Raw genomic sequence first — 12,140 nt, forward strand, 5'->3', positions numbered from 1 at the left:
GTTCCATTCTTCACATCGGCAAGACCTTACCGGTAATGATGGCCCATTCGATCGACATACACGGGTCATGAAGTGTCGGCTTCCTTCTTTCCCCGAACAATTTCAAGATAAAAATCCACCGGCGTGTTTTTAACCTACAGTAGGGGATGCAGGAACGTAAAACGTTCCGTCTTTTCATTTCTGTCACACAATTCATAGGGGAGGTTTGAATGAACTCACATAGCAACAGGATCCTCCGCAATCTGATGGCAGCAGCGATCATCGCTGTCCTGTTCTTCGGGCTCGGCGGCATGCAGCGTGTTCAGGCTCAAACGCCAACACCGCAGACTCTACAAGTTGCCAACTGGTCTGACCCAGCGACGCTGACCAATGTAACCGGAAGACCCACTGTGATCTTCGATGGCACCACCTATCATATGTGGTACACGGTCACAGAATCTGGAGATCTGAATTACACTTTCTTCACCGACCCGGCAAACGTGCCTGCTGGACTTCCAACGACCGGAGATTTGGTATCAGGTCATGAAAGCAGCCCGGCCGTGTTGAAGGACGGTAATACTTTCTTTATGGTCAATTACACAGACGGGACCGAAAAATCGTTCTCGCTGTACACATCCACGGATGGTATCGCCTGGGTCCAGGGGAATGTCATTTTTGCTGGCGTCAGTCTTCCTGGAGATTATCAAAAGGTCGATGCCCCTTCGCTGATCCAGGACGGCAACGGCTACCGGTTGTACTTCCAGGTGAAGGCAGCCGATGGGACGTATTCCATCTACACGGCCACCTCGAACAGTCTGGGGGGAACTTATTTCCTCGACAATTGGAATAATCCTGTCCTTACCCCGGGAGCCAGCGGCACATGGGATGCGTATCGGTTACAACACCCGATGGTTGTAAAAGACGGCGCGAATTATTACATGTGGTACGTCGGATATCCAAACGGCGGAACCCAGAGACTGGGCTTTGCCTATTCCAGCAATGGAATCACCTGGACCAAAGGTGTGGGCAGTCCCATTTTCAGCGGCAGAGCTGCTGAACCTTCGGTTGTCAAAGCCGGCGACGTGTGGCAGATGTGGTACCTTGCGGAAAGCGCTGCCATTAAATATATTTCCGCCACCGGTCCCTTCCAATTTTCCACCATTCAGGCGGCCGTAAATGCAGCCACGGCAGGCGACACCATCAACGTCGCGCCAGGCGTGTACCTGGAAGAGGTCAATCTAAACAAGGCCGGCTTACGCCTGATGGGCGCAGGCTATGAGACCGCCACCATCATGGGCCGAAAGGACACCGGCGGCGCTAACACCCTGACCCTGGCCGCCAACAACTTGCTGGTGGACGGCTTCACCATCACTCGCGACGGCAATAACGTCACCGATTGGGCTGACAACGTCAAGACCCAGGGCGTCATCTTCAACCAGAGCACCACCGGCAGCACGCTGCAGAACTGCCGCGTCACCGGCAACCGCAACGGCGTTTATCTGAATAACACTCAGAACCAGACGGTGCGCAACAACATCATCACCAATAACCGCACCGGCGTGCAGTTGGTCAACAACGTGACTGGCCTGGTGGTGAGCGAAAATGAAATCGCCAACAACTGGACCATGGGGGTGCTCTTCAACTTCAATACCGGCTCCTATACCACCAGCGTTCAAATCACGAACAACAACATCAGCGGCAACTGGTACGGCGAAATTCAGAATCGCTGGGCAGTTGACAACGGCGTGATGAATGTCTCGGGCAATTGGTTTGGCAACACCACCATAACAACCAGCACGGAAAACTCCAGTGAGCCTGGTTATGCAAGCCTGATTCCGGTAGAGTTCGGCGGCACGTCCACACCACCCTCCACGCCGGTCGCCATCATCGGCGGCGTGCAATCTGCGATGGTGGATTACTCCCCCTGGCTGGTCTACGGTGCCGACACCGACGACACAAAGCCTGGTTTCCAGGGCGATTTCTTCGCCCTCAACGTCAATGATGACAGTCCGCAGTCTGGCGCCGTCGCGCGCATACAGGAAGGCGTCGACCTTGTCGCCGTGGGCGGCACGGTAAATGTCCTCGCGGGTACCTACACCGAGCAGGTGACCATCTCCAAAGAGATCACCCTGAATGGGGATGGCCGCGCCAGCATCATCCAGTCTTTCGCCGCCATGCCCGCCTGCTTCACCACCTCCGCGGCAAACCGCCCGGTCGTGTGCGTAAAGGACACCGACAATGTAACCATCACCGGTTTCACCATCGATGGCCTGGGGCTGGGTAACTCCAACAGCCGCTTCGTGGGCGTCGCCTTCCGCAACGCCGGCGGAACCTTGCAGGATAACACCGTCCAGGATATTCGCGACACTCCCTTCAGTGGCGCGCAGGGCGGCGTTGCCATTTACGCCATGAACGACGACGCCGTTGCCCGCACAATCCACGTGTTGAATAACACCGTGACCGGCTTCCAGAAAACCGGCATCGCGCTGAACGCCTCGGATACGAATCCGTTGACCGTCGATGTCCAGCGCAACACGGTAACCGGTGCTGGCGCAACCACCATCACCGCGCAGAACGGCATCCTGGTTTGGGCGCAGTCCGGCAATGGCGTGGTCGCTGAGAACATCATCAGCGGCATCGCCTACGATAACACCAACAGTGCGACCAAATGGGTGGCCACCAGCATCCTGAACTATTACACCGACCTCAATACCACCGGCAATACGATCACCGGCGCGCACATGGGCATCTACTACTACGATGGGTACGGTCTGATCGAAAACAACGACTTGACCATCGAGAAAGTGGGCGTGTATGCCTACGGCATCAATGCCGCCGACCCGCCTCAGGCTGTTCCTTCTCCGTACGATGCCCCAACCACCTCGGCCGGAATTTCGACCCCCAGCGGAATCGATCAGCCTGCCTCCGCCCTGAGCCCGGTTGAAATCGCGAATAACACGCTAACCTTCAGCGGCGCCGATAATACCGCGACCTACGGCATCGAGGCCGATGCCGGTTTTGATGTGAATGACCTTTCGATCAATATTCACCATAATGCGGTCACCGGTTTCGAAAACGGCCTGGTGTTCTATCAATGCGACCAGAATTGCTCTAGCGGTGTTTTTGACTCCATCACGGCGGTCAGCAACGATTTGCTCGATAACACAACCGCGATTTACTTCTACGGTCCCATCCCACAGGATGTCATTCCGGTCATCCACCACAACCGTATCTTTGGCGACGTGGCCACGGACAGCGGCCTGGTCAATGACTCAGCCATCGCGCTTACCGCCGAGAACAACTGGTGGGGCTGCAACGCCGGCCCGGCAGATGCTGAATGCGTGGGCGTAACCGGCCCGGTGGACGCTGACCCCTGGTTGATGCTCACCTTCACCGCCGATCAGACCCGGTTGATCGCTGGCAGCAATATCAACCTGACCGCCAACCTGACTCACAACTCGGCTGGCGACGATACCGCGCTGTTGGGCAGGGTTCCAAACGGCCTTCCGGCAACCTTCGCTGCCAGCTATGGCACCGTAACGCCTGCCAGCGCCAACACAATTGACGCGGCGGTGGCATCGGTCCTGGCCGTGCCGGATCCGGTCACGGTTCTGTCCTCCACGGCTTCCGTGACAGTTGACAATCAAACTCTGGTGATCACCTTCGGCGGCCAAACCTACATCTTCCTGCCATTTATCACCCGCTAAGCCTTTCTTTTCTCCTTCAGCGGACGGTGTTTTACGCACCGTCCGCTTTTTTAATCATTTGATAGAACTTAATTTCTTGACACCCTGTGATAAAATCGAGCTATGACTCAGGTTCCCGAGCACATCCAGCAGATCCTCGATACGCTGCCCACCAAACCCGGCTGCTATATCATGAAGAACGGCGCCGGCGAGATCATCTATGTGGGCAAGGCAATCAATTTGCGCAACCGGGTGCGCTCCTACTTCCACAGCCCCAATGAGCTGACCTTCAAGACCCGCCAGCTCGTCAAGAACATCGCCCACATCGAGTGGATCGTGGTCGACTCGGAGCTGGAAGCGCTCATTCTGGAAATGAGCCTGATCAAGAAACACCGCCCGCGCTTCAACGTCCGCCTCAAGGATGACAAACGCTATCCCTACATCAAGGTGCACTGGGCCGATCCCTTCCCCAAGGTCACCGTGACCCGCCAGATGGTCAAAGACGGTTCGCGCTACTTCGGTCCCTATACCAGCGTGTGGGCCGTTCACCAGACTCTCGACGTTCTACGGCGCATCTTCCCCTACCTAACCTGCGATCGCGAAATCACAGGCAAGGACGCCCGTCCCTGCCTGTATTTCGACATCAAGTTGTGCAGCGGGCCCTGTATCGGCAGGGTCGATCAGGCCGGCTACCGCCAGATGATCGACGATCTGTGCCAGTTCCTGGACGGGCGCACCGAAACCATCGTCGAGCGCCTGCGCCAGGAGATGGGAAAAGCGGCTGAAGAGCTGCGTTTCGAGCGCGCAGCCGCCATCCGTGACCAGATCACCGCCATCGACCGCGTGGTGGAGAAACAAAAGATTTTCTCCAGCGAGCAGATGGATTCGGATGTCATCGCCATGGCGCGCGCCAACGGCGAGGCTTGCGTTCAAATCTTCTTCATCCGCAACGGCAGGATGATCGGACGCGAATACTTCATCCTCGAAGGCACCGAGGACGAACCCGACAGCGAGATCATCTCCGAATTCATGAAACAGTTCTACTCCGAAGCCGCCTCGATCCCTACCGAGGTGCTGCTGCCGCAGGAAGTGGAGGAAGCCCAGGTCATTCGCGAGTGGTTGAACACCCGCCGCACCGGGCCGAAAGTGGAGCTGCGCGTACCCCGCCAGGGCACCCCGCAGGAACTGGTGCAGATGGCCACCGAAAACGCGGTCGAAACCCTGCGCGCGCTCAAGGCGCAGTGGGAGGCCGATACCAACAAGCAAACCGAGGCGCTCACCGACCTGCAGCAGGCCCTGGTGTTGTCCGAACCGCCCAACCGCATCGAGTGCTACGATATCTCCAATACCCAGGGCACCGCCTCGGTCGGCAGCATGGTTGTATTCGAACAGGGCGTGCCCGCCAAGAAACTCTACCGGCGCTTCAACATCAATACGGTCGAAGGGCCGGACGATTTTGCCAGCATGGAAGAAGTATTGACCCGGCGCTTCCGCCGCTGGCAGGCTGCCCAGGAGAGCGCCGCGCCCGGCGAGAAAAAAGATCCTTCCTTCGCATTCCTGCCCGATCTGCTCATCGTGGACGGCGGCAAGGGGCAATTGGGCCGCGCCGTGACGGTGCTGAAAAAATTCGACCTGCTCGGCAAGGTCCCGGTGGTGGGCCTGGCCAAGCAGCAGGAAGAATTGTTCCGCCCCGGCATCAGCGAATCGCTGCTGCTGCCGCGCCATTCGCAGGGCCTGTATCTCATCCAGCGCATCCGCGATGAAGCCCACCGTTTCGCCATCACCGCCCACCGCAACCGGCGCACCAAACTGGGGCTGGCCTCGCGTCTGGATGCCATCGACGGCATCGGTCCCGTGCGGCGCAAGGCCTTGCTGATGAAGTTCGGCAGCATTCAGGAAATTCAACAGGCCACGATCGAAGAACTGACCAGCATCAAGGGCATCACCCCCGAAATCGCCATGGCGCTCAAGTCGCAGCTCGAGGTATCTTGACCCCTGCCGGTGAATCTTTTGAAATCCACCCCATTCACTCCCCGAATCGATAGAATAACCAAAAACCGTTCCTCCATGCATCCATGACAAGAATATTATTCGTCGAAGACGATAAGATCATTGCATCCGGCCTGTGCTATTCGCTCACACAGGAGGGTTATTCGGTCACCCACTGTCTGGACGTCGAATCGGCGAAGGAAGCCATTCAGGCCGATCAATTCGCGCTGGCAATCCTCGATTTGTACCTTCCGGACGGCAATGGTTACGATATTTGCCGGATTCTCAAAGCGAACGAAGATATTCCGGTGATCTTCCTGACGGCGAACGACGATGAAGTGAACGTCGTCATGGGCCTGGATATGGGCGCGGATGATTACATCACCAAGCCGTTTCGCATCAAAGAACTGCTTTCGCGAATCAAATCCGTACTGCGGCGCTATGACAAAAAAGAATCCTCCAAGACCCGGGTTCATTTTGGAGACGTCCAGATCGATGTCGTGCAGGCCAAGGTTTTTAAAAACGACCGGGAAATCTTACTGACCTCCCTCGAATACCGGCTTCTGCTGATCTTTGCCAATAACGCCGGCCGGGTATTAAGTCGGAATCAACTTCTGGATGGGCTGTGGGATTTTGCGGGTGATTTCGTCAATGACAACACCCTGACGGTGTATATCAAGCGCCTGCGCGAGAAGATCGAAGATGACAGCCAGAACCCAACCCTGATTACCACCGTGCGTGGAATTGGATATAAGGGCGGTGAGCCAGATGCTGCGAAATAAAGAATTGAGATTCTATTTCGCGTCATTGTTCGCAGTCCTCGTCACAGGAACGGTTATCAGTTACTCCATCGATCCCCGGGCCGGCCTGGTCGCTCTGATTGCCTTACTTCTGACGGTCGTTATTTCCGGGCTTTTTTCATACTGGAGATATCGCCAGATTGGAAAATTATCCAATTATCTCAAACGCATCACCGGCGGCGATTATTCCCTGGATATCCGGGATAACGCCGAGGGTGAACTCAGCATTCTGAAAAATGAAATTTTCAAGGTGACCGTCACCCTGCGCGAACAGGCTGAACAACTGAAGAAGGACAAACGCTTCCTGGCCGATTCGATATCGGATATTTCTCACCAGTTGAAAACTCCGATCACTTCGATGCGGGTCATGACAGAACTGCTCGGGGATGAAAATCTACCCCGGGAGAAACGCGCTGAATTCACTCAGAATATCCGCTCCCAGCTCGAAAGGCTCCAATGGCTGGTGACGTCGCTGTTGAAACTATCCAGAATGGATGCCGGAACGATCGAGTTTCGAAAAGAGACCGTGGATGTACGGTCCATGCTCACCAAGGCGGTCGAGCCCTTGTTGATCCCGATGGAAATCAAGAACCAGGCGCTCGAAATCAGCGGGGACGAGCGCACCCGGTTTACAGGCGACTTGAACTGGTCCGCCGAAGCCGTCACCAACGTCATCAAGAATTGCGTCGAGCACACGCCGCAGGGCGGAAAGATCAGCATCCAATTTGGCGAAACGCCCATCCATACCTGGATCGCGATCCAGGACAACGGCGAGGGAATTCATCCGGACGACCTGCCGCATATTTTCGATCGTTTTTACCGGGGCAGAAAATCGCATAAAGACAGTATTGGCATTGGCCTGGCAATGTCGAAAAGCATCCTGCTAAACCAGGGGGGCGCCATCGAGGCCAACAGCGAACCCGGCCGGGGCGCGCTTTTTACCATAAAAATCTACAAAAGCATCGTGTGACAAAATTGTCACCCGGATCGTCACCAGGCCGTCACCTCCAGCCGCTAAACTGAACCCATAGCCTCATCAAGGAGTGGGCAAATATGGAAATCTTGCGCGTACAAAATCTTACGAAAACATATGGGAAAGACGAGACCGCCGTCAAGGCCCTGGATGATGTCTCGTTTAGCGTTCAAAAAGGAGAATTCGTAGCCATCGTCGGGCCTTCCGGCTCGGGAAAATCGACCCTTCTGCATATCATCGGCGGCGTGGATACGCCCAGCAGCGGGAAGGTCTTCATCGACGGCACCGATATCTATGCCTTCGATGAAACCCGGCTGGCCATCTTCAGGCGCCGCCAAATCGGCCTGGTTTACCAGTTCTACAACCTCATCCCGGTCCTCAACGTTCAGGAGAACATCACCCTGCCTTTGTTGCTGGACGGGCGGGACGTGGATAAGAAACAACTGGATCAAATCATCGCCACGCTGAACCTCTCCGACCGCCTGGATTACCTGCCCAACCAGCTCTCCGGCGGCCAGCAGCAGCGCGTCTCCATCGGCCGGGCAATCATCAACAACCCGGCCATCGTGCTGGCGGACGAGCCCACCGGCAACCTGGACCGCAAGAACAGCGCCGAAATCATCGACCTGATCAAGTTGTCCAATAAGAAATACAACCAGACGCTGGTGATCATCACCCACGACGAACGCATCGCGCTCCAGGCCGACCGGATCATCTCGCTCGAAGATGGGCGCATCGCGAAGGATGAGGTGATTCGTCAATGAACGTCATCCAGGCTTTGACCCTTCGTCATCTGAAGTTGAACAAGAAACGCACCCTCACCACCCTCATCGGCGTGATCCTTTCGGTTTCCATGATAACGGCCGTTCCCACGTTCGTCACCTCTTTTCTGGACATGATGCAGAGAAGCGTCATGGAAGAAACCGGGGTCTGGCACGTGATCTACAAGGACATTTCCACTCAGGCGGTCGACGTCGTGAAGAACGATGAAAACACGAAACAAACGATTCTCAACCAGGATATTGGTTATGCGGTTTTGAAAGGATCGAAAAACGAAAACAAGCCCTATCTTTTCATCACTTCCTATGACGATCAGGGTTTCACCAACTTTAATGTCAAGCTGATCGAAGGCCGCCTTCCTCAAAACGACCATGAAGTCGTCATTTCCGCGTACATCGGAGAAAATGGCGGCGTGCAATACAAAATCGGCGACGTCCTTCACCTGGAAATCGGCAACCGTATCCTGAAAGAAAATGACCAGGAGACTGTCCTCGAGCAGGACTATAATCTTCAGGAAGCGGGTGAAGATCAGACCGGCGAGAGCCTGGTGCTGACCACGGCCAGAGACTACACCATAACCGGCATCATCGAACGGCCCGGGTTCGAACCCTACTGGGCGCCTGGGTATACGGTCATCTCGTACCTGGATAAAGATGAACTTTCTCCCGCTGATAAGGTCAACATCGCGGTCGTCTGGAAGAACATCAGCAAGCCGGCCAACAATCACGCCAACGCGCTGGCAGACAGCCTGGGTGTTACCCCCATGAACGTGGACTACAACCAGGATCTGCTGCGTTATTACGGGATCATCAACGACGGCATGCTTGGGACGTTGTTGACCCTGGCTGCCATCATCACTACGCTCATCATCATCGGATCGGTGGCGTTGATCTATAATGCCTTTTCGATTTCGATTGTGGAGCGCAGCCGCCATCTGGGTATGCTGGCAAGCGTGGGCGCGACGAAACAACAAAAGCGTAGTTCCGTTTTCTACGAAGCCTTTATAATCGGCGCGATCGGCATCCCCATCGGCGTGCTGTGCGGAACGCTGGGGATGGGAATTACCTTTGCCCTGGTTCAACCCCTCGTAGCCAGCTTTACCGGTACGAATACCGAACTAAGGCTGGCAACCTCTCCGCTGACCATTCTGATTGCGGTGGTCGTGTCGGCAATCACGATTTTTATCTCGGCTTACATCCCCGCCAGGCGGGCTTCGCGGATCTCGCCCATCGACGCCATCCGCCAGTCGCAGGATATCAAGCTCACCCACAAGGTGGTGAAGACCTCCAGGTTGACGCGCCGCATCTTCGGGATCGAGGCAGAGCTGGGTTTGAAGAACCTGAAACGCAACCACCGCAGTTACCGGACCACCATTTTTTCGATGGTGATCAGCATCGTCCTGTTCCTAACGGTCTCGTCCCTGGCGTTGCTCGCGCAGGGGTCCGCCCAGTCTATCACCGATAATGTGCCCTACGATGTAGAGGTGTTCGTAACTTCCTCTGCCACGGCGCAGGAGAAGCGGGATTTCTACACTGCGGTCAGCCATTTGGATCATGTGGATCAAAGCGTCATCTCTCAAGATTTGATCGCCGCCGGCATGATCGGGAAAGACCGGGTGCCGGAGAATATCAGAGCCATCCTCGACGAAAACGGCATCCTCCCGGAAACCGAAGGCTATCGAACGTACTTCCAAATCGAAGCGATCGACGATGACTCTCTTGCGCGCTTTGCGCGCGAAAACGGAATCGACGTCGCGATGCTCAAAGATACGGCCAACCCGTGCGGGATTTTGATTAACACGGTGATCACCCAACTCGACGACCGTTATCAATTCTCGAAACTTTTAAATGTCAAAACAGGCGAAACGTTGCCGTTGACTCTTTCCTCCCCCGAGGACGCGGTCCAACAAGACGTCACCCTGAAAATCGCAGCGCTGGCGGACAAAATGCCATTGGGGAATACCGAGCCATTCAAACCCATGCAGGCGACCATCATCATTTCCGAAGACGTCTTCGCCAGCCTGTCGGGAATAATGGCGCAGGGATACTACCTATCCGATGTCTTTCAATTTATCAAGAGCGCGGATCCCACCCAATTGGTCGAAAGCATCCACGAATACCAAAAAGGGACCTCCATCGGGAACGTGCAAATCGATGATATCGCGGCATCCCAAAAGAGGGAACGGCAAATTAAAACCTTCGTTCTCGTGTTCACCTATGGATTCGTCGCGCTCATCACGGCCATCGGCGTGGCCAATATTTTCAACACGATTTTTACGAGTATCGCCTTGCGGAAAAGAGAATTCGCCATGCTGCGATCGGTGGGGATGACCCCCAGGGATTTCCTGAAGATGGTTAACTATGAAAGCATCTTCTATGGCATCAAGGCGTTGATCTACGGGCTGCCCATCAGTTTTGCCTTGATGTACCTGCTTTACTGGGTCACGAGCGATTCATTCATGGTAAAATTCATTTTTCCGTGGAATTCTGTATTGCTCGTCGTCATTGGCGTATTTGCCATCGTGAGTTCGTGTATGCTCTATGCAAGCTCAAAGGTAAGGCATGAGAATATCATCGACGCCTTGAAAATGGAAAGTTATTGATCGTAAGGGATTCTAACGGGGAAGGTGGATCGTAGATCGGAAAGGTTGAAGGGTGAAAATGTACCCTTCCCTCGGCGGGGAGGAAGTGTTATAATCTGCCTTCGCGTCTAATCATGATGCATAGGCATTATGCAGCAGAATTATTGCGAAAAACAAGCAGGTAAGGAACTCTGACGATGGAAGATTTGATGAAGGCCGTTGAGGCTCCTGTTAATCCCAATATCCCCGACCTGCATGCCGGCGATTCGGTCAGCGTGCATGTCAAAATCCGCGAAGGTAACCGCGAGCGTATCCAGGAATTCAAGGGTATCGTTCTGTTCACCCACAACAACGGCGCCAATTCAACGTTCACCGTTCGGCGTGTTGCCAGCAATGGCATCGGCGTTGAACGCACGTTCATGGCGCGCTCTCCACGCATCGACAAAGTGGTTGTCGAACGTCACAGCGTTGTTCGCCGCTCCCGCCTGTATTACATGCGCACCCGCACCGGCAAGAGCGCCCGTCTCAAGCAGAAGTTCTCGTAACTCGCTGCCTTTCGTCCACATCAGGGTGCAGCCTGCTCACGCGGGTTGCCCCTTTTTGGCTTAAAAGAACCCATGAATATGACTACACCCGCCATCGGCCTTACTGTCAATCGTCTCGCATCATCCAATCCAACGGCGCCCTATCACGGCCTCTCTGAAGCATATATCAACGCCGTCGTTCGAGCCGGGGGAATTCCCCTGCTCATCCCGCTGGGTTTGCCGGAAAGCGATTGGAAAGAACTCTGCAGCCATCTGGATGGCATCCTCCTGACCGGCGGCAGCGATATCGATCCCATTCGTTTCAACGGCCAAAATCATCCCTCCGTTTACGATATCGACTCGGAACGCGATGCCCTTGAAATCGCGCTTGTCCAGCACGCCGCTGAAAATCATCTGCCCTTCCTGGGAATCTGCCGCGGCGTCCAGGCCATCAATGTGGCCCTGGGCGGCACGCTTTTCACCCATATTGCCGACCAGGTGCCCGGCGCGCTGCGCCACGATTGGTACCCGAATGTCCCCCGCGACTACCGCGCCCACTCGGTGACCCTGGAGCCGTCCAGTCGCCTGGCCAGCATTCTCGGCGAAACCCAACCCCAGGTCAATTCACTTCACCACCAGGGATTGGACCGCATTGGCAAAGGGCTGGTCGCCGTCGGTCACGCGCCGGATGGCCTGGTCGAAGCCATCGAACTCCCCGGCCATCTCTTCGGCATCGGCGTGCAGTGGCACCCGGAATGGCTGCAGGATGATCCGGCGATGCGCAATCTCTTCCTGGCCTTCATCCAGGCTGCGGCAAAAGGGGAATAG

General features: G+C 55.5%; 8 protein-coding genes. All 8 read left to right on the forward strand.

Annotation, left to right across the window (positions count from 1 at the left end):
• The first annotated feature begins 209 nt into the window (after window positions 1–209).
• The 8 genes from LARV_RS15965 (at window position 210) to LARV_RS16000 (ending at window position 12,140) form a co-directional block, all read left to right on the forward strand.
• Window positions 210–3,686, forward strand: coding sequence for a right-handed parallel beta-helix repeat-containing protein (locus LARV_RS15965; RefSeq protein ID WP_075074572.1), 3,477 nt, complete (start codon window positions 210–212; stop codon window positions 3,684–3,686).
• A 102-nt stretch (window positions 3,687–3,788) separates the two neighbouring features.
• Entirely contained in the window at window positions 3,789–5,657 is a 1,869-nt protein-coding gene (gene uvrC / locus LARV_RS15970) for an excinuclease ABC subunit UvrC (RefSeq protein WP_075074573.1), read from the forward strand.
• 83 nt (window positions 5,658–5,740) lie between these two features.
• Complete coding sequence (locus LARV_RS15975; protein WP_075074574.1) at window positions 5,741–6,436, forward strand: response regulator transcription factor; 696 nt, start codon at window positions 5,741–5,743, stop codon at window positions 6,434–6,436.
• Entirely contained in the window at window positions 6,423–7,424 is a 1,002-nt protein-coding gene (locus tag LARV_RS15980; RefSeq protein ID WP_075074575.1) for a sensor histidine kinase, read from the forward strand. Before LARV_RS15975 ends, LARV_RS15980 begins: the two co-directional genes overlap by 14 nt.
• Window positions 7,425–7,507: 83 nt before the next feature.
• Complete coding sequence (locus LARV_RS15985) at window positions 7,508–8,191, forward strand: ABC transporter ATP-binding protein (protein ID WP_075074576.1); 684 nt, start codon at window positions 7,508–7,510, stop codon at window positions 8,189–8,191.
• A complete protein-coding gene (locus LARV_RS15990; RefSeq protein ID WP_075074577.1) occupies window positions 8,188–10,809 on the forward strand; it encodes an ABC transporter permease in 2,622 nt (873 codons plus the stop codon). The genes LARV_RS15985 and LARV_RS15990 overlap by 4 nt, the downstream gene beginning before the upstream one ends.
• A gap of 176 nt (window positions 10,810–10,985) precedes the next feature.
• Entirely contained in the window at window positions 10,986–11,333 is a 348-nt protein-coding gene (rplS, locus tag LARV_RS15995) for a 50S ribosomal protein L19 (RefSeq protein ID WP_075074578.1), read from the forward strand.
• Between the two features lie 72 nt (window positions 11,334–11,405).
• Window positions 11,406–12,140, forward strand: a complete 735-nt coding sequence (locus LARV_RS16000) for a gamma-glutamyl-gamma-aminobutyrate hydrolase family protein (RefSeq protein ID WP_083522631.1) — start codon at window positions 11,406–11,408, stop codon at window positions 12,138–12,140.

It is taken from the genome of Longilinea arvoryzae (assembly GCF_001050235.1).
Classification (GTDB): Bacteria; Chloroflexota; Anaerolineae; order Anaerolineales; family Anaerolineaceae; genus Longilinea; species Longilinea arvoryzae.

Coding starts and splice junctions, on each gene's coding strand:
- LARV_RS15985 (WP_075074576.1), top strand. CDS start 7,508: ATGGAAATCTTGCGCGTACAAAATCTTACGAAAACATATGGGAAAGAC.
- LARV_RS15975 (WP_075074574.1), top strand. CDS start 5,741: ATGACAAGAATATTATTCGTCGAAGACGATAAGATCATTGCATCCGGC.
- rplS (WP_075074578.1), top strand. CDS start 10,986: ATGGAAGATTTGATGAAGGCCGTTGAGGCTCCTGTTAATCCCAATATC.
- LARV_RS16000 (WP_083522631.1), top strand. CDS start 11,406: ATGAATATGACTACACCCGCCATCGGCCTTACTGTCAATCGTCTCGCA.
- LARV_RS15965 (WP_075074572.1), top strand. CDS start 210: ATGAACTCACATAGCAACAGGATCCTCCGCAATCTGATGGCAGCAGCG.
- LARV_RS15980 (WP_075074575.1), top strand. CDS start 6,423: ATGCTGCGAAATAAAGAATTGAGATTCTATTTCGCGTCATTGTTCGCA.
- uvrC (WP_075074573.1), top strand. CDS start 3,789: ATGACTCAGGTTCCCGAGCACATCCAGCAGATCCTCGATACGCTGCCC.
- LARV_RS15990 (WP_075074577.1), top strand. CDS start 8,188: ATGAACGTCATCCAGGCTTTGACCCTTCGTCATCTGAAGTTGAACAAG.